22 protein-coding genes and 2 riboswitches are annotated in these 18,907 nt (G+C 42.6%); of the genes, 3 read left to right on the forward strand and 19 right to left on the reverse strand.

Going from position 1 to position 18,907, the window contains the following annotated elements; genetic code table 11:
* Window positions 1–15: 15 nt before the first annotated feature.
* The 11 genes from feoB to ACZ449_RS19980 form a co-directional block, all read right to left on the reverse strand.
* A complete protein-coding gene (gene feoB / locus ACZ449_RS19930) occupies window positions 16–2,391 on the reverse strand; it encodes a ferrous iron transport protein B (RefSeq protein WP_464257803.1) in 2,376 nt (791 codons plus the stop codon).
* The gene (locus tag ACZ449_RS19935; RefSeq protein WP_464257804.1) at window positions 2,354–2,623 is read right to left on the reverse strand and encodes a FeoA family protein; all 270 of its coding nucleotides are present in this window, start codon (window positions 2,621–2,623) and stop codon (window positions 2,354–2,356) included. The genes feoB and ACZ449_RS19935 overlap by 38 nt, the downstream gene beginning before the upstream one ends.
* A gap of 21 nt (window positions 2,624–2,644) precedes the next feature.
* Window positions 2,645–2,875 (reverse strand): FeoA family protein, encoded by a 231-nt coding sequence (locus tag ACZ449_RS19940; RefSeq protein ID WP_464257805.1) that lies wholly within the window; start codon window positions 2,873–2,875, stop codon window positions 2,645–2,647.
* 68 nt (window positions 2,876–2,943) lie between these two features.
* Window positions 2,944–3,699: a response regulator gene (locus tag ACZ449_RS19945; RefSeq protein ID WP_464257806.1), complete on the reverse strand. Its 756-nt coding sequence runs from the start codon at window positions 3,697–3,699 to the stop codon at window positions 2,944–2,946.
* Window positions 3,674–5,704, reverse strand: coding sequence for an ATP-binding protein (locus tag ACZ449_RS19950; RefSeq protein WP_464257807.1), 2,031 nt, complete (start codon window positions 5,702–5,704; stop codon window positions 3,674–3,676). Before ACZ449_RS19950 ends, ACZ449_RS19945 begins: the two co-directional genes overlap by 26 nt.
* A complete protein-coding gene (locus tag ACZ449_RS19955; RefSeq protein WP_464257808.1) occupies window positions 5,701–5,865 on the reverse strand; it encodes a hypothetical protein in 165 nt (54 codons plus the stop codon). The genes ACZ449_RS19950 and ACZ449_RS19955 overlap by 4 nt, the downstream gene beginning before the upstream one ends.
* Before the next feature lie 92 nt (window positions 5,866–5,957).
* Complete coding sequence (locus tag ACZ449_RS19960) at window positions 5,958–9,029, reverse strand: efflux RND transporter permease subunit (RefSeq protein ID WP_464257809.1); 3,072 nt, start codon at window positions 9,027–9,029, stop codon at window positions 5,958–5,960.
* A gap of 16 nt (window positions 9,030–9,045) precedes the next feature.
* Window positions 9,046–10,143 (reverse strand): efflux RND transporter periplasmic adaptor subunit, encoded by a 1,098-nt coding sequence (locus ACZ449_RS19965; protein ID WP_464257810.1) that lies wholly within the window; start codon window positions 10,141–10,143, stop codon window positions 9,046–9,048.
* Window positions 10,144–10,313: 170 nt separating this feature from the next.
* Entirely contained in the window at window positions 10,314–10,895 is a 582-nt protein-coding gene (locus ACZ449_RS19970; RefSeq protein ID WP_464257811.1) for a TetR/AcrR family transcriptional regulator, read from the reverse strand.
* A gap of 138 nt (window positions 10,896–11,033) precedes the next feature.
* Window positions 11,034–11,414: a response regulator gene (locus ACZ449_RS19975; RefSeq protein ID WP_464257812.1), complete on the reverse strand. Its 381-nt coding sequence runs from the start codon at window positions 11,412–11,414 to the stop codon at window positions 11,034–11,036.
* 124 nt (window positions 11,415–11,538) lie between these two features.
* Entirely contained in the window at window positions 11,539–11,661 is a 123-nt protein-coding gene (locus tag ACZ449_RS19980) for a hypothetical protein (RefSeq protein ID WP_464257813.1), read from the reverse strand.
* A gap of 347 nt (window positions 11,662–12,008) precedes the next feature.
* On the opposite strand from ACZ449_RS19980, the gene ACZ449_RS19985 reads away from it, so the two are divergent.
* Window positions 12,009–12,230: a hypothetical protein gene (locus tag ACZ449_RS19985; protein ID WP_464257814.1), complete on the forward strand. Its 222-nt coding sequence runs from the start codon at window positions 12,009–12,011 to the stop codon at window positions 12,228–12,230.
* A gap of 326 nt (window positions 12,231–12,556) precedes the next feature.
* Window positions 12,557–12,643: riboswitch (cyclic di-GMP riboswitch) on the reverse strand.
* Between the two features lie 208 nt (window positions 12,644–12,851).
* Here ACZ449_RS19985 and ACZ449_RS19990 read toward each other — a convergent pair.
* From ACZ449_RS19990 to ACZ449_RS20015, 6 genes are all read right to left on the reverse strand, one after another.
* On the reverse strand, window positions 12,852–12,983 hold the full coding sequence (locus ACZ449_RS19990; protein ID WP_464257815.1) for a hypothetical protein: 132 nt from the start codon (window positions 12,981–12,983) through the stop codon (window positions 12,852–12,854).
* Window positions 12,984–13,035: 52 nt separating this feature from the next.
* Window positions 13,036–13,122, reverse strand: a riboswitch (cyclic di-GMP riboswitch).
* 123 nt (window positions 13,123–13,245) lie between these two features.
* On the reverse strand, window positions 13,246–13,785 hold the full coding sequence (locus ACZ449_RS19995; RefSeq protein ID WP_464257816.1) for a biotin transporter BioY: 540 nt from the start codon (window positions 13,783–13,785) through the stop codon (window positions 13,246–13,248).
* Between the two features lie 455 nt (window positions 13,786–14,240).
* Window positions 14,241–14,498 carry a GlsB/YeaQ/YmgE family stress response membrane protein gene (locus tag ACZ449_RS20000; protein ID WP_464257817.1) on the reverse strand — a complete coding sequence of 86 codons (258 nt, stop codon included), beginning with the start codon at window positions 14,496–14,498 and terminating at the stop codon, window positions 14,241–14,243.
* A gap of 155 nt (window positions 14,499–14,653) precedes the next feature.
* Window positions 14,654–15,544, reverse strand: coding sequence for an EF-hand domain-containing protein (locus ACZ449_RS20005; RefSeq protein WP_464257818.1), 891 nt, complete (start codon window positions 15,542–15,544; stop codon window positions 14,654–14,656).
* Window positions 15,545–15,774: 230 nt separating this feature from the next.
* A complete protein-coding gene (locus tag ACZ449_RS20010; protein WP_464257819.1) occupies window positions 15,775–16,200 on the reverse strand; it encodes a hypothetical protein in 426 nt (141 codons plus the stop codon).
* Window positions 16,200–16,370, reverse strand: a complete 171-nt coding sequence (locus ACZ449_RS20015) for a hypothetical protein (protein WP_464257820.1) — start codon at window positions 16,368–16,370, stop codon at window positions 16,200–16,202. Before ACZ449_RS20015 ends, ACZ449_RS20010 begins: the two co-directional genes overlap by 1 nt.
* Window positions 16,371–16,530: 160 nt before the next feature.
* Between ACZ449_RS20015 and ACZ449_RS20020 the strand changes: the two genes are divergently transcribed.
* Complete coding sequence (locus tag ACZ449_RS20020) at window positions 16,531–17,250, forward strand: transposase (RefSeq protein ID WP_464257514.1); 720 nt, start codon at window positions 16,531–16,533, stop codon at window positions 17,248–17,250.
* Complete coding sequence (locus ACZ449_RS20025) at window positions 17,247–18,116, forward strand: IS3 family transposase (protein ID WP_464257513.1); 870 nt, start codon at window positions 17,247–17,249, stop codon at window positions 18,114–18,116. The genes ACZ449_RS20020 and ACZ449_RS20025 overlap by 4 nt, the downstream gene beginning before the upstream one ends.
* Before the next feature lie 59 nt (window positions 18,117–18,175).
* On the opposite strand, the gene ACZ449_RS20030 is transcribed toward ACZ449_RS20025, so the two are convergent.
* Window positions 18,176–18,322, reverse strand: coding sequence for a hypothetical protein (locus ACZ449_RS20030; RefSeq protein WP_464257821.1), 147 nt, complete (start codon window positions 18,320–18,322; stop codon window positions 18,176–18,178).
* A 111-nt stretch (window positions 18,323–18,433) separates the two neighbouring features.
* Entirely contained in the window at window positions 18,434–18,748 is a 315-nt protein-coding gene (locus ACZ449_RS20035; RefSeq protein ID WP_464257822.1) for a hypothetical protein, read from the reverse strand.
* Window positions 18,749–18,907: the final 159 nt, after the last annotated feature.

The following is an 18,907-nucleotide window of genomic DNA, read 5'->3' on the forward strand; positions in this document are numbered from 1 at the left end:
GTTCACTCCTTTTTCTTAGTAGCCCATGAAACTTCCTATTTGGTAAACCAAGAAAGACATTATCCATGCTAGGACAGTCGTATATACTGTGGCAAAAATTGGCCATTTCCAGGAATTTGATTCCCGTTTGATAACAGCTAATGCCGCCATGCATGGTGAATAGATAAGCACAAAGACCATCAACGAATAGGCAATTAACGGGGTAAAGCTGCCGTCGTTGAGCAACGCTTGCTGCAGAGCAACCGAGCCTTCATCATCTTCCCCTACATTATAGATAGTTCCCATGGTACTGACCAACACTTCTTTCGCTGTAAAGGCCGCGATTAAACCGATGCCTGACCGCCAGTCAAAACCCAGTGGTCGGATAGCAGGTTCAATAAATTTACCAAGCTGACCAGCATAGCTTTGGGCTAATTTTTCCCCAGCCTCGGCTTTTTCAAAGGTTTCAACCTGTTCTTCATTTTCGGCTTTAAGCTCCAGATAGCGAGTAGCCAGCGAATACAACTCGGTGTTAGCCGCTTCCATTTCCTGCAGTTTTATCTCTTTAGTAGTTGTTAATGCTGCTAATTCCGGACTATCTTCTCCAAGACCTTCTGCTTGCTCATCAAATTTTTCATCAACTTCGGTTATATCTGCAATTAATGCTGCAAACTCCTCATTTTCTTCTATAGCGCCAATATTTAGAGGCTTTGCGACCTGTTCTTCCACTTGTTGACTAAAACCAGCTTCTGCCTGAGCAATCAAACCTTGATAGTCTTTGCTGTAATTGACATCACTCGGATAATTAACCATAAACCAGATCAAAATTGAAACTGCGAGAATAATGGTACCTGCTTTTTTTAGATATAGTACACTGCGCTCCCACATGTGCATAAAAATGGATTGTAAGGTAGGTACACGATAGGGAGGCAATTCCATAACAAAAGGCTCTGGCTCACCTTTGAATAATGCACTGCGGAAAATGCGCGCCATAACTACGGCTAAAACTACCCCTAATACATAAATAGAGAATAACACCGTACCTGCCATACTTTCACTAAAGAAGGCCGCAATCAGCAGCGTATATACAGGCAATCTTGCACTACAGCTCATCAGCGGTGTCACCAAAATAGTCACCAAGCGATCACGCGGATTCTCCAAACTTCGTGTACCCATAATCGCTGGTACACTGCAGCCAAAACCCAATAACAACGGGATGAAAGATTTACCATGCAGTCCCACAGAATGCATAATTTTATCCATAATAAAGGCTGCTCTAGCCATATAGCCGGTATCTTCCAGTAAGGCAATACCCAAAAACAATAACAATATATTAGGCAAAAATACTATAACTCCACCAACACCGCCGATGATTCCATCGACAACCAACGATTTTAGATCGCCTTCCGGCATATAGAGACCGGCAAAGTTACCGATGGCAGCTACCCCCTGTTCCAGCCAATCCTGCGGGTACGCCCCAATAGTAAATACCATATTAAATAATAGCCACATAAGTCCTAAGAATACAGGCAACCCCAACATTCGATTGGTAAGTATCCTGTCAACCTTATCAGAGGTCGTTAACATTCCATCCCGTTTAGCTACAATAACTTCCTGGCACAGCCCGCCTACAAATTGATACCGAAGATTGGCAATAGCCAATTCCGGGTCAGTTTCAAAAACAGCCTGCAAACTCTCCCTGGCTGCCGCAACAACCCTAGCAATCTGCGCGCTCCCTGGCAGTTCCTTCACAATATCGCGGATCTCTGGATCGTTTTCCAATAGTTTTATTGCCATCCATCGCAAGGGAAAGCGTAAGTTATGCCGTTCTTCTGCCAGCAAACTACTGATCTCCGCAATTTTATTTTCCACCGCATCGCCATAATTAATAGCAAAGGATTTGGTTTGGTTTTCCTCAGCCACCTTTACAGCCGCTGCCAATAGCTCATCTATGCCATTATGGCGATTACCAACTGTTCTAACTACTGGTGCACCCAGCTTCTGTGCTAATACTTGCTCGTTGATTTTTGTGCCCATGCTCTCAGCTACGTCGACCATATTAAGTGCTATGACCATCGGTCGTTCCAATTCCAGAAGCTGCACTGCCAAATATAAATTACGTTCCAAATTGCCGGCATCCAGTATATCTACAATAACATCCGGCTTATCCTGAATGATGAAATTACGGGCCACAAGTTCGTCCAGCGAATGGGCTGTTAAGCTGTATGTACCCGGCAAATCAACTATCAACAATTCTTTATTCTGATACTGCCGGAACCCCTCCCGTTTTTCAACCGTGACTCCCGGATAGTTGCCTACATGTTGCCTAGCACCGGTAACACTATTAAAAATAGTTGTTTTGCCTGAATTGGGATTACCGGCCAAAGCAATACTGACTTTGGTATTTGCCACTATAAAATCCTCCTTCGTCCTGTCCCTGCTCTACCTTAATGGCAGAAGCCAATACATTGTTTAACATAATCCGGCTGCCCCGGACCTTGATAATAACAGAATCCTGACTACGATTTATTATGCAAATAGGCGTGCCAGGTGTAAAACCCAAATCAGTAAGCCTTGTCCTTACCTCCCGCGAGCCGCCCAAGGCGGTTACTATCATTAATTGCCCTTGATCAACACTCTGCATTTGCATAACCACCCTTCTCAGTTAATTCATCTTAATTTCGATATTCTGGGCCTCAACTTTACGCAAGGAGAGATTAAAGCCCATGACCTTAACCTCCATGGGGTCACCCAGCGGTGCATATTTTTGAACCTCGATCTTTGATCCAAGAACAACTCCCATATCAATAATGCGGCGTTGGATAGGACCATTACCATGAATTTTAGCAATCGTACCGGTTTCTCCCGGCAATAACTGATTTAATAATTTGACCATTTCGTTTTTCCCCCTTAATTTTTTCGATAACAATAATCATTCTCATTCTTGAGTTAAAAAAAATAGTTCTATTGGACAATGCATCGCTTAGCTAGTTGAAACTCAATCGCTTGCAAACTGGCCAAACTACGAAAGTATGTCGTATAATCCTGCGTATAGCAGACAATCCGCAGCCTACCACTTGCATCAATAAATTCTTCAATCATTTTCAAATACGCTGGTGCACTTCTATTATGCAGTGTACTTCCATAAGTAAAATCAAGTAGTATCTCCTCTTCCTGATGTACCCTTATGTTATTAATTTCTTTGGCCAGCTCGTCAAAATCAGTTTGTGTTAATTCTCGCAACAACGCAATTCTCGCAATACCTTCCTGCGTTTCAACAGTAAATGCCCTCTTAGACGTCACCGTTTTTTTGTCAAAGGGATTCGCATATTCTCGGCATTCCTTCCCACCCTTATGAGTTGCTCCTAGCAATTCATTAATAATCAACAGTAACTTATCGGCAGTAAACGGTTTCAAAATATAGCCCTTGGCCCCGTGCTGTAAGGCATCAAATACTTTATGTTTTTGCCCAAGTGCACTCACCATAACAACTCTGGCCTGTGGGTCAAAAGCAATAATCTGTTGTAGGGCACCAATACCATCTACCTCGGGCATGGTTATATCCATCGTAACCAAGTCGGGAAGATGATTTTTATAGGCAGTAACTGCCTGTTTGCCATTCACCGCTTCCTCCACCACCACATGTCCTGCTTTCCCCAAAAAGGTCCCAATGGTTTTTCGCATCATTAATGCGTCATCCACAACTAACACACGCGCCATTGTCCGGTTCAACCTCCTTTGTATTTAACCTATAGTCAGAGTCTACTAGTGGCAAAATAAAAGTAAATTTAGTACCTTTACCCACCACCGTCTTAATCTCAATATGTCCGCCAAGTTTTTCAAGTTCCTGTTTTACGGCAGCCAAGCCTACTCCCCGTCCTGCTAATTCATTAGTAGCAGCAACACTAGAAAGCCCGTCTGCAAAAATCAGCTGGACTATTTCTTTCTCAGATAAAGCAGCAACCACTAGCTCACTGCAAATTCCCTTGGCAACAGCCAATTCTCTTATACGATTAACGTCAATCCCTTTTCCATCATCCGCAATAGTAATTACCATATTTGCCCCATATTCCTCGATATTGCACTTAATCTGGCCCTGAGACTGTTTGCCATTTTGTACGCGTTCCTCTGGGGTTTCCAAGCCATGAGCAATTGCATTACGGAAAACATGCACAAGCGCCTTGGCAAAATCATGATATTTTATAGGATCTACCAAAGTCTTCGTGCCGGTGATCAATAGCGCACTAATTTCTTTACCTTGATTTAATGCTAAATCAGTTATGTATTCAGGAACCATATTGATTAATTCACTGAAGGGCTTATAACGCAAACGCCTAAGATCCTCAATAAGGGGTCCTGCTTGACAAGGAGTAAGCAAACGTCGAATTTTCTCCTCCAATTCTTGTAGTTTGCAGTTTTCCACAACAATTGTCGCATCCCGGAGAAGGAACTGGTTACCCAGTACTTTTCTTAATTCTTCTACCTCTTGTTCCAGCCACTCATATAGCGTTTCAGGTGAATAGTCCACAAACCATTCCCTGACAGTAGTATGCACCCGGTCATTTTCTATTTCATTTCGCACTTCTGCTAAATCAGTCTCTAACTCATGCAGCTTTGCGGCCACACGCAGCAAGCCCAACTGTGCAAAAGTCCCCTTCCAGGTATGAATTGTGCGAAAAACTTCACCGATCTTAGTAAGCTCTGTCCCGTGTGAAGTCAGAAGTTCTGGCAGCTCTTGTCGGCAAAATACTTCATAGTCCCTCTTAGCTTTGGCAAATTCTTGTTGGTGAGTCACAGCGCGCACCACCATCGATAACCTATCTTTCTCTTCTTCAATCCTTTTTTCCATCGCGCATTTCTGTGTAATATCTGTTAATATCAATACTATTTCTCTGTGAGGCGGGTCGAACGGATAATGAATCAGTTTATATGTAATTTGGATCAAGCTGCCAGCTAATTCTATTTCTTCCGGTAACAGCGACAGGTAATTTTCCCTGAGTAGAACATCTTCTTCCTGAAATACTTTATCAAATAAAGCTGTCAAAAACTCCTGCTGCTCTGGATCTTCCGGATACAATAATGCCGGAACCAACTCATGCTTTATCTCCTGATTAAAAATCATAACACATTCAGCACTATATTCGCCGGCAACCCTTAAATCCTTACCAAAAGAAAGAAACCCTTGACCAATGTTATCCAATAAATTGCGTAATTTATCTAACGCCTCTTTTAGTTCTTGTGTTCGCCCCTGCAATTGACTCTGAACGACTAATTGTGCGGCATTCACTTCTTCCAATACTTTTTTCCGCGACTGAATCTCAGTTCTGGATTGTTCAAGATCAACTACAACCTGGCGCAACTCCAATTCATTCACCTTAATCCTATGGACCATCCAATTCATGTCCCGCATCAAATCAACCAATTCATTTTCGTTACCATCATTGTCACGTTCATTCGGCACAGTTAAAACCACATCATACCGACCAGCCTTTATATGTTGGCAGAATTCCTTCATCTTCTGGACCTGATTAGAAAAAAGCCATTGTTTGATAATGCCTGGGCTAACCAACCCTACAAGAATACTTACCATTAATACAATTGCCATAGTATTATAAAACGCTTGGTTCATGCCTAGCCCTACTTGCTTGCCAGCTATAATCATAACTCCAATAGGCAACATGCCAAGCAATAGCACAACAATAAGCAGCCTGGTTTTAATCGTCACTCTGTTTTCACACCCTCATCATCTCGAACCAGCTTTACCCGTATATTACTAGTCTTACATGTAAAACCATCAGGCCTTAACTTGTAATGATAATCATTATCACTTTTCTTGTTTTTATTATTGCAGATATCGACAGCCTTGTCAAGCGTCTTTTTTTTCACAAAAATACACCCGTCAATAAGAAAAAACATCCTGCAGCTATACCTACTGGTACGTGCAGGATGTTTTTCTCGTCTAATATCCAATTTGTCTGTTACGCTCGTTTGAATACCCTTTTCCAACTAAATTTGCCATGTTGGATATCATCAAATACAGTATACACAACTGGCACAATAACCAACGTCAGAATAGTCGAAGTCACCAAGCCGCCGATGATGGCATGAGCCATGGGCGCACGGGCTTCGGCCCCTGGACCGATACCTAAGGCTAGCGGAATCATGCCGACAATCATGGCGGCTGTCGTCATAATGATCGGCCGCATCCGCTTGGTCGCCGCCTCTACCAGCGCTTGGTTGCGTTCTACGCCTTGGGCACGACGCTGTTTGGCAAAGTCAACCAGTAAAATGGCGTTCTTGGTTACTAGGCCCATCAGCATAATTATGCCAATCAACGACATTATACTAAGCTCACTTCCCATCACCAACAAGCCAATGATCGCGCCGATAATGGCCAGCGGTAAGGCAAGCATAATGGCAAAGGGGTCAAGATAGCTCTCAAACTGAGCAGCCAGTACGAAGAAGATAAACAGTACCGCCATGGTAAGTGCTATCACCATGCTGCTAAAAGCATCATTCATGGACTTGGTCTGTCCGGTAGCGACAAATTGATACCCTTCCGGCATAGTTACATCAGCCACTTTTTTATTGAACGCGGTGTTGAATTCACCTAATGTAATCCCGCGGAGATTGGCTGTAATGGTAATTTGCGGTTGATTATCATAGCGTGTAATCTGAGCCGGGCTGGTAGCATACACCGTGTCTGTTACCTGAGCAAGCGGCACCATAACAATTTGCCCGCTTTTGCTCTGAGCTCTGCCAGACAAATACACATTCTTGACATCTGCCAGGCTCTGACGATCCTCAGGATCTAAAATTACCCGTACATCATAGGAGTCATCACCTTCCTTGTATTGGGTGACAACCTTACCGTTAAACATAGTCTGCAGCGTATCAGCAATACTTGCTGGCGAAATTCCCAAATCTGCCGCCCGATCATGCTTAACCACAATCTGAGCATCAGGATTACCGGCTTCATAGCTTGACGATACTTCTACCGCACCAGGTATGTTAGCCACAACTTGCTCAACTTGTTCGGCAATCTCCGCCAAGGTATCCAGCGAGGTTCCCTGGACAACCAGTGATACCGGCTTGCCGTTTGACATACCTGACTTTTTAGATATACTAATTTCTGCACCTGGCACATTACTAAATTTTTGCCGCAGCTCCTCAATGATAACCGTATCACTACGTTTGCGCTGATTCTTAGGTGTAAGCTCTGCCAAAATGGTTATGTTTTTGGCGTTGGCCACACTGTAGGTTAGCTTAACTTCAGGCAAGTCGCGTATAAGTTGGGCCATACCGTCTGCCATATCGCCCGTAGCGCTTACGCTCATGCCAGGGTCAACGACAGCGGTAACAGTAATCTCCCCATTATCAGCATCAGGAACAAAGGTAGACCCCAGTAGTGGCACGAGTGTCAAACTACCAACAAACAAAGCCAACGCTACTAACATGACCTTGCGGCGCTGTCCTAGAGCCTGACGTAAGAACTCCCCGTATTTAACGGTTAGCTCATCAAACTTTTTATTCCATCTGAGCCAAGCCCTACCGAGCTTACTGTTACCATTCATTTCGGCATGATCGAGATATTTAGCCGACAGCATAGGCGTCAATGTAAAAGCAACAAATAACGATACTAGCACACTGGCCGCCACGGTTATACCAAACTCTTTAAAAAACTGGCCAACTATGCCATTCATCATACCCACCGGCAAGAAGACCGCAACAAGAGTAAAGGTAGTAGCCATAACGGCAAGGCCAATCTCTGCGGTTCCATCTAGCGCGGCAGTTACCTTATCTTTGCCCATTTCCAGATGGCGCACAATATTTTCGATAACAACAATGGCATCATCAATCAACAAACCCACAGCCAGCGATAAGGCCAATAGAGACATAGTGTTAAGTGTGAAGTCCAAGGCCTTCATGACCGCAAAGGAAGCGATAACAGATACCGGAATTGCAATACCACTAATGATGGTGCTTCGCCAGTTGCCTAAGAACAAAAATACAATAGCAACCGCTAAAATACCACCAACGACAAGGTTAAACTCCACATCCTGCACTGACTCGTTAATTGTTTTTGAATTATCGCGAACCACTACCAAATCAATCCCTGGCGGCAATTCCTTTTTAATACTTTGCAATTGTTTTTTGACATTGTCTACTGCCTGCACAGTGTTACTGCCAGACTGCTTCATAATATCAAGGCCGAGCGCCGGCTTATCATTAAGCTTGGTAACTGTTGCTACCTCTTCGGTCATATCTTTGATAACCGCAATGTTTTTTACATAAAGCGGTACACCGTCACGTTGACCAACAACAATATCCAAAAACTCACTGGTGTCTTTAATACGCCCTACCGCGCGAAGGTCGGTTTTGCGCTGTCCATCAGTAACCTTACCGCCAGGAGCATCAATATTCTCATTACGCAGGCTATTGAGAACTTCCGGTACGGTAAGACTATACGCAGACATTTTGTTGCCGTCTAATTGGATTTGAATCTCGCGGTCTAAGCCGCCCTTTACTTCGACAGAAGCAACCCCATTGACAGCCTTAAGCCGTTTAGTTATTACATCTTCGGCTAACACAGTCAATTCCCTCTGCGTTACATCACCTGTTAAGGCGATTGACATAATCGGTGTGTCGGAAGGATCAAAACGAGCAATCATTGGCGCTTTAGCATCTTCCGGCAAGTTTGCCTGTACCCCGCCCAATTTATCGCGCACATTTTGCGCTGCAGCATCGGCATTTGTTTCCATGGTAAACTGAATAACCGTTGTCGATACTCCCTCACTTACCGTTGAAGTTACATGCTCGACACCGGCAACCTCACTAACTGCTTCTTCTACCGCTTGCGTAACCTTGGATTCTACTTGTTCTGGTGCTGCACCAGGATATAAAACAGTGACAGCAACAACAGGCATTTCTACGCTGGGGTATTGATCCACAGCTAGGGATATATAGCTAACCAAGCCTACCACTACCAGCGCCAAAATCATCACCGTAGCAAAGACCGGGCGCTTTACACTAATCTCTGTAAGCTTCATGTCCTTTTCCCCTACTCTATGAGGCTACGCGTACTGCGTCACCATCTTTAATGCGGTTGGTGCTTGTCACAATAACCTGCTCGCCTGGCTGTAAACCGGACTTAACTACAATGGTATTGCCTGTTACCTCGCCAATCTCAATTTGTCGACGGACAGCCTTATTGTTTTCAACAGTAAACACATAGTACAATCCCTGTTTTTGCACAACAGCTGTCTGAGGCACCGTCTGCACCGCTACACTATTACCGGTTGCCAGTGCTACTTTGGCAAACATACCAGGCTTTAAGTGGGAACTAACATTATCAATTTTAATCTTGGTCCGGAACATCCGACTACCTGATCCCGCTTCTGGGTTCACAACCTCAACTATGCCAGTAAAAACCATATCTGGATACGTATCTACTGTAATATTGGCTTGTTGACCAACTTTAACAGAGCCCAATTCTTTTTGTTCAACATTGATTACCGCATATACCTGATCAATGTCTTGCACCACCATGAGTGCGGCTCCCGGAGAAACCACCTGCCCAATAGTGGCATTTTTATTAGCAACCACCCCATCAACTGGCGCACTAATTATGCCATAACCATATTGCTGCTTAGCGCTGCTGTTGTTAGCTGTCGCACTTGAAACATCTGCTTCGGCCGTTTTCAATTTGGCTCTAACATTATCTAACTGCTGTTCTGAGATAGCGCCTTTATCAAAAAGCCGCTGATAGCGATTGTAATCATTCAGTGCCAACTCATAGTTAATCTCGGCCTTCTTTACAGCATCACCCGCTTGCCGAGCCGAGTTTGCCAATTCAACGGCCTCTAACTTAACCAAAGAGTCACCTGCTTTAACGGCTTGTCCTTCCTCGACCAGGACTTGTTCAATCCGTCCAGCAATTTTAGCACTTACTGTTGCCGCTGTCGCTCCTTCTATCGAGCCATTAAACGTAAGACTAGGTACAGTATCTACATACCCCGCAGCAGCAACTTTCACACTAAGCGCACTGTCACCAGCTTTCACTTCGTTATTACCAAAGGCAAATACGCCACTGCGAACAACCAATGTAATGCCAATTACTACGATCACTGGAATTATCCAATGCTTCGGCTTCCATCTTTTCATCAAACAAACCTCCATTTCGATTTGGACTAGTATCGCAAATTGGGCATACCTACCAGTCGGTATGTCGTAACTTAAAATTTTAGCGCCTTTTTTCTCGCGCTAAGTGCATCTATAGAATGCATTATAAACGTTGCGCTAGAAATTCACGCAATTCGATAATGCATCCTAATTTATATTGTTACTAATAGCCATATACTTTCCAGCATTCGGCTACGCATCTCCCGAGACTGAAAGGAGCGTCCCAGCGATAGTTGGCCATTAGCTGCAGCCATGATAGCAGCTGCCACGGCATAGCTGTCAAGGCCGCGCTTTATTTCTCCCAGTTCCATCGCTTGCTTAATTTTTTGGGCAAACGCCGCACATGCTACCATGCGCCCTTGTTCCATGCGCTCTTGAATATCGGGGAATTTATTCATTAGCTCAATAACAAAATGAGCACAGTCAACCCGGCATTCCCCTTCCACGCCTAACAGTTCTTTAGCATATCGCTCCAACGTTTTTTCCACTAATAGTGCATTAAGTACTTCCCGAATACTATTTTTATCGCTCAATAACTCGGTATACTTGGCCTCAAGTCGCTCAAGTAAATAGTGCATCCCTACCTGCAGCAAATCATCTTTGCTGGAAAAGTAATGATAGATTCCCCCCTTGGTAATGCCAACCGCATTGGCAACATCAATAAGCGAAACCGATTTATAGCCCCGCGTCACAAATAACCGCAAGGCAGCAATAATGATATTTTCTTTTGTCATGCCACATCTACCCCCTACGCAGCCGCATACCTACCAGTCGGTATGTGGCTATTATCACTCACCCTTACTCTTTTGTCAATAAAAATCCGTAAAAATAACCATCAAGCAAATTTTGCCGATGGTTATTTTGGTTTCAGCTTACTTTTTATCTGTCTTCAAACTACGCCAAAGCGCGTCAAGAAACTTTTGTCGCGTAAATGGTTTTACAATAAACCCATCCACACCAAAACCAACAGCTACCTGCACTGTTCGAATATCATTATTCGAACTACATATGATGATCTTAGATGCAGGAGACAACAATTTAATGTCCTTTAATGCCTCCAGACCATCCTTTTTAGGCATAACAACATCTAAAGTGATAATATCATACTTCAAATTTGGTGGCAGCTTTTTAATTTTATTTATTGCATCAAATCCATCCATAGCTTCGTCAATCATAATTATACCCATCTCATGTAAATGAGAAATAATGAACTCCCGGCTGACTTTGGAATCGTCAACAACCAATGCGCGCATGCTGTCACCACCTTCTTCAGACATACTATGTATAGTTATAGTATATGTTGTACCGAAACAAACTTCAATATATATATGTATAAGAAAAATCGCCTATCCGAAGATCGGCGACCTGCGAAATCCCCTACACTATCATTAAAAATACATACAAAATACCCGCCACAGCTACTATACTACCTTTAAGCGGCCAACCCCTGTCCTCCGGTTTGCATATTTCCGGTTTGGCTGCTACACGCTCAACTACCATGATAATCACTCCTAATTTATATATAAATCAATAATTAATATTAAATGACATTAATTATTATAACATAATTTCCCTGTTTAGCAAGCCTTATCAACAAAAAGATACCCAGTAACAAATTGTCACCGGGATACAACATTTATAATAGGGGACAATCTATTATCAATAGAAAGGCAGCGCCCTTCTATGAATTGTAGTGCCAAGCGTTTGTAACGATGATTTAATTATATGCACTAATTTTTAGAATTTGTTTAGAAAATTAAATGTTTTACTCCCAAATTGCCAACAATAGACATAATGGAAAAAACAGAATATAATGAAAATATAAATAAGAAAAGGAGGATGATATTATGCTTAAAGATTATCCCGCTACCCAATTATTTCTTCTATCGTTACTTTCTTTAATGGCGATGGTATTCATTACTCCATTTGTGAGTGAGTGGTACGTTTGTGCCGCAGCGTTAAACAGCCTAAAATTTATAACAAAAGTTATCTGTGTGTTCTTCTTATTTTTTACAATAATTGACATGATAAATCTTTTCCATTTTAAAAACCAAAAACATAGTCACTAAATAATTGGAACAGGTTAACATCTTTGTTCCGTATCCGGCCTCCTCGACCAACCGGATATCAGTGACACTGCAGGGTAAAGTTTCGCAGGCATCCAACAGACTACATTCAACAATTTGGATACTATCAGCTGACATTGCCCCTGCGACTCACACCCATGAGTAGCTATGACTAAGCCGCATTGTACGCATCTTGTAAAATATCTTTCTTTCTTAATTCCAGTTGGTGTCACATTAATATTTTCAAAGACTTTACTTCCACAAGAACAGTTTCTTTCTGTCAATTTATTCTCCCTCTTTCCTACAAAAAATAGCCAGATTGCATTTTAATATGCAACCTGGCTATCATAGATTATTATATCTTTAGACCCATGGCTTTGCGTCCCTTCCTTTTAGAAGGTTTGCCTATTATTCTTTTTATACTATTATTATACATCGCTCTCCAAAATCCTTCTATATACAATGTGTTAACAACTTTTGCAGGTAGGTGGTGTATTGGCAAAAGCGGAAGTTAAACGCTAGTGGTGAAGCGTTGTCAATACATCACCTACCTGCGCCTGTAAACTTTCTTCTGCGGAATATATATAACTTATAAAAAAGAGTAATCGATAATTTATATCTACTTTAGGACTCTTCCTTGGACACATCTCGTTCTAGTTCTTCGATAATATTTGGCAATTGAGCCAACAGTTCCTCTACTTCTTTTAGTTCTTCTTTACTTAATTCACTATTTTCGCTAACAACGACATTGTCCATTACCAACACCCCACTCCTTATTATGAAATAAAAAATTGCCAGATCACACTTTAAGTGCAACCTGGCAGTCGTAGAGTTAACTCTCTTTAGACCCATGGCTTTGCGTCCCTTCTTTTCAGAAGGTTTGCTTATATTATTCATTTTGATAGTATTATTTGGCTATCAGGCAGGTAAACTCCTGCATGAATAATATAAAATTTAGCAATTTTATTATTATCTGATGGGGATATAGCTGGTTTTACAAATCCATTTCTAAAACCTGTTATTTGCGTAATCGTTTGTTTATAGCTACCCCAATGATGGTCGCTACAAAAACCTTAAATAAATCTCCCGGTATAAATGGAAGCGCGCCTGCCACAAATGCCTTCTCCACTCCCATACCAGTAACAAAACTCAGCCACAACACACCAAAAAGATAAACAACAATAATGCCCCCTATACTATTTGCTAAAGCTAAATACCAGATATTATTCTTGTGTCCTCGTAACAACGCAATAATAACGACGCCTATCAAAAAGCCGAAATAATATCCACCTCTCGGACCAAAAACAACTCCAATCCCACCAGCAAATCCCGAAAAAACCGGCACGCCTGCGGCACCAATCAAAATGAAAGTCAAGACGCTAAATACTGCTTGCCTCGCCGTTAGAATACTTCCCGCCAGCATTATTCCCAAACTCTGTCCTGAAACAGGAACTGGACTGAAAGGCAATGGTATAGAAACAAATCCCAATACCGCCGTTAGCGCTGCAAAAAGCGCTGCATAGATAAAATCTGTTAGATCCCCTTTAGTGTTCATCATAACCATCCGCCTATTATATTATTTAAAACTATACATTTTCAAATAAACCTACTCAAATTATAAGACCAGTTTAAAGCTTTCGTCAACCATTCTATTTTTCATGGTTAACCGGCATGCCAACATCTTACTCATAACACACAATTTTCTTCGAAGGCTATACGAAAAGACTTGGCTTATGCCAAGTCCGTTAGCCGAATTGCTATGTCATCCATGGCGCAATCGGCACTAGCACCATCCGGGTGCGTCGCCAGCAAAAGCCGCCTGTGCCCTTTAGGGGTATAGGCGTTCAGTTCAGGGAAAGTTATACTTTCCATCTAAAAAAAAAGCCCAGCATTTGCTGGGGTTGGAGAAGTATTCATAATAGGTATGGTATGTTTAGAATTATATACCCTTTTTTTTAGAATTTTATTAGAATGCTTAGCAAATAAAAAAAGCCGCCCACCCGAAGGTAAATGTCACTTTTTCTTATGTGCAGCAGGTGCTACATGAAAAATCATCCTTACAAGCCAAAGGAATATAATCGCTCCTACAGTACTTGAAATGATTGCTCCGATTGTACCATATGTGGATATTCCCATAAAGTTAAATAGACTTCCACCGATGAAAGAACCAATAATACCCGTTACCAAATCGCCCCAGAAACCGAATCCACTGCGCGAAATCCTGCTAGCTAACCAACCAGAAATCAATCCAATTACTAAAAACCAAATCATTATTATAACACCATCCTTTTCCACAATGATGCTTGCATGTTTCTATAATTCCCGTTTTATTTTCCTTATATTCGTGGTTTAACACAAATAAAAAAGCCGTACCCTAGTGGATACGACAAAGAAAAGGCATTTATTCCGCATGCCAGCAAATATTCCTATAAATATACAGAATTTGTTTCATAAGCCTTCGTGGCAATAGCTGCAAAATAATCGCTCGTCTTGCTTGTTTGGGCATTTGTATTATTCTGAGTCGAACTAAAAATTGAGTTAGAAGTGGACGTGGAACTGCTTGCAGTTGTTTTGCCGCACTGCCCACAACCGGTGCAGCTACTATTACCTAAAGGACATGAATTACTAGCTGATGCCGTGCCGCCGCCACTCGCAGCTGCAGTGCTGCTGGCGGAACTGGTTGCAGAAACTGTGTTCACAGAGAGCGCATTGTTCATGGCCGTTTCAAATTCCGACTCTGTTAATGAGCCCGAACTGTCTGTGTCAAAACTGCTATAAAGGTTTGCAGCCATCTCTGCCGTCACGTCACTAGAACGTAGTGCTGCGAATTCATCGGCGCTCACCGAGCCATCACCATTGGTATCCATGCTACTAAACATTTTCGAAATCGAGAGTGTGCCACTGGTGCTGCTTGTCGCAGTGCTGGTCGCAGAAGCCGCATTGTTCATAGCTGTTACATATTCGGATTCCGTCAACGAGTCCGAACTGTCTGTGTCAAAACTGCTATAAAGAGTTGCAGCCATCTCCGCCGTCACGTCACTAGGACGTAATACTGCGAATTCCGACTCGCTTACTGAACCGTCACCGTCGGTGTCCATTTTACTGTACATGTCCGCTGCTGACAGCTGAGTCGGTGCTGCCAGCCCAGACATTTGAAAAGTGTCACCATCGGAATTGGTGGATGTCACTCCTTTCAAACTATCAACAGTTGATGTGCTGTTGCCACTAGCTGTGTTGCTATTGGAAGTTCGATTCTGATAATAATACTGGCTTAATAGCCCCACCATGCTACTACTGTCTATGGACGATACACTCATATTATTACCTCCTTTTTAAGGATTGTACCATCTAAATATTGCAATAATGTTTCATTTTTTACAAATTATGTTTTAATTGTATCAAAGGAAAAGCCGTACCCCGAAAGATGCGGCTACGCGACGGTGGAATTACCTAATATAGACAGACGTCGATTTTTATATTATGAACGGCTGAGAGGGTTAATTAAAATAATCACCATGAAATTTAATAACAATTCGGGCATTAAAATCTATTTAGCCAGCAAATAGATACAGACAGTGGCAAACAAATTGCGCTGCCAAGCCAATCTATTTTTCTCCTGCTTGACCTCTTTCTCGTACTTCTGCAAGGATTCGTTGGCAGTCTGCAATAATTTCTGAGCTTGTTCTAACTCTATCTTGGCTTTGCTGGATTCTATCCTGAGTTTGGTTAACTGCTCTTGCAGCTTCGCTAACTGTGTCTGAGATTCTTCCAACTTGCTTTTGGCTGTCGTCAAGTCCGTTTTCGATGTTTCCAAGTCGGTCAATAGTTGATTGTTGATAGTCGTTAACTGTGTCAAGTTGGTTTCTAACTGCGTCAGTTCTGCTTCCGTTATCGTGTAGGCCGAACAGGTACCAACCGGCAAACACAGCAAACAACAGGCCAATAACAATGATAAAAGTTTTTTTGTCCACATTAAATCCACCCGGCCAGACGGCAAACGCCGACAACAGCCAGTCCTGCGATGGCAAACCCTACCCAAACCTTCCATTTTGGATAGTTATGTTTTTCCGCAGTATCTTCCACAAAATCATCAATTTTGTGACCGGTACCGCCAAATTTAGTTTTGATCTTCTCTTTATCCATATTGCTCCCCCCCTTATAATGTTACTTCATTATATGCGACTCACGGGGCATATCGTGTTACGTCAATAGTTATCTTATAAACCCTCTGGTCTAGGAAATTGATATGCTACCCCTAGATAGGACAATGAAAAAACAAACTGTCTTATCTGGGGGTAATTTTATGCCACATAAAGAAAAAGTATCGATCGCTTTGAAGATAGATGCTTGCAAGAAGTATTTGGCAAAAAACATAAGCATAGCCGATATAGCAAATATCCTGGAAGTTGACCACAAAACAGTGAGTGGCTGGATTTGCCAGTACCAGTCAGAAGGTGAAGCTGGCTTAAAACCGCAGAAGAACAATCGAGTGTATCCACCGGAACTAAAGCTTGCAGCTGTGACCGATTATCTGCAAGGTAATGATTCCCTATTGGGTATTTGCAAGAAATACCAGATTCACTCTGATTTCCAATTGCGTCATTGGCTAAAGCAGTATAATGGACATGAGGAGTTCAAACTCCGGTCAGGAGGAAGTCGAATCATGTTGAAAGCTAGAAAGATGACGCAGAATGAGCGTGTGGAAATCGCCGAATACTGTCTTGCACATGATACGAATTATGGCGAAGCAGCCCTGAAATACCAGATATCGTACCAACAGGTATACCAGTGGACAAAAAAATACCTAGAAATGGGAAATGCAGGTCTGGAAGATCGGCGTGGGCATCGGGCCGGAACATTGCCAGGCCGTACCCCGCAAGAAGAACTACAGGCTGAAGTTGCCCAGTTGAAACACAAGAACTGGAGGCTGCAGATGGAGGTTGACGTGCTAAAAAAACTGAAGGAACTGGAAAGAAGGGATGTCTTGGCTTCACGCGCCAAGAACGAGAATATGAAGCCGTGAAAGCCTTAGCTGAAGATAGTCAACAGCATTACCCGGTTGAAATATTGTGTAAAATCCTGCATGTCAGCCGGTCTGCCTATTACCATTGGCGCAATGACGGCAAAAGCCTGCGTGAACAAGAAAACGAACGGCTAGCCAAAGAAGTTATGGAAATCCATGAGCAGCATCCGGATAAAGGGTACCGCCGGATTCGGGACGATCTAAATCGCAAATACAATGAACAGGTAAATGACAAACGCATCCTGCGGATTGCTCGGAAACTCCATATCCAGTCTACGATAAAGAACCCTCATAACTGTTGCACTCGCCGTGCATCAAATCCGGATTATATAGCAGATAATATCCTGAACCGCAAGTTCCATGCAGATTGCCCTAATGAAAAATGGCTGACGGATGTAAGTGAATTTAAATACTTTGAAGGTCCGGTTGTGCACAAGCTTTATCTGAGCGCCATATTGGATCTCTACGATCGCAGGATTGTGTCATTTGTATTAAGCGACCACAACGATAACCGGCTGGCGTTTGATACGTTCGATGCAGCAGCAAAAGCAGAACCTGCAGCACATCCGCTGTTTCACAGCGATCGCGGATTCCAGTATACGAGCCTCGGGTTTCACAAAAGACTCGTCAAACAGGAAATGACACAAAGCATGTCCCGTGTGGCCCACTGCATTGACAATGGTCCCATGGAGGGCTTCTGGGGAATACTGAAGCGCGAGATGTACTATACTCGGAAATTCACCAGTAGAACGGAATTAATGCATGCAATCCGTAGTTATATTCACTACTACAACTTAGACCGGTTACAACGAAACCTAGACGTTATGACACCTTATGAATACCACAAACATTACAGGGCTGCATAAGAAAAACAGCCCATCCAAACGGATGAGCTGTAAAGAAAATCTTTATATTTTTGATTGTCCTATTGACGGGGAGCACACCAAATAGGCTTGGGGGTTTTTATTATGGCGGTTATCGGACTCAACCTTGTTATGCTTACAAAGGTATCAAATTCGTTAAAATAACGCCAAACAGTATAAGCCGCCTGGCGTTTGGTTAAACTAATCATGATTTATTTCCTCTCCCTTTTGCGCCGCCCAAATGGACGGCGTTATTTTATTGACTTGATAGCTAAGCTGACCAACGCAAGCAGGACGGCAAGCAAATTGCCCGCATGTCCTTATTGATTTCCTCCAGATTCGTTTGAATTTTTAGTTACTGGTCGTGGCATCTGACCTTCTGGCGATCCATATTTCTGCGCTGTAAATGTGGTGACTAATTTATCTCCTACCTTGCCAGCCATAGCTCCGCCGCCGGTAATTGTTGCAAATGTCGAGTAATCTTGCCAACGAATACCATAGATAGCCAAAATAATATCGGCAATTGTTCCTATAACGAAAACCAAAAATCCCAGGGCTATGATTACTCTTGTCAAGCTTGGTTCGTTTTGCTCATATAGCAGACCAAACAAAAAACCTTTAATTTTAAACCACAAAATAACACCGCCCTTTTGTTTCTTATATTAATATTTATGTTGGTTACTCTATCCGCTTGCCTAAAATTCCTTTTTCATCTCGTAATTGAATTACACTTATTTCCACTTGATACCCCAGAGAAAAAGAAAGCCCTCGAAGAATTCAAGAAACGTCTAAAA

The organism is Desulfosporomusa polytropa (genome assembly GCF_055380075.1).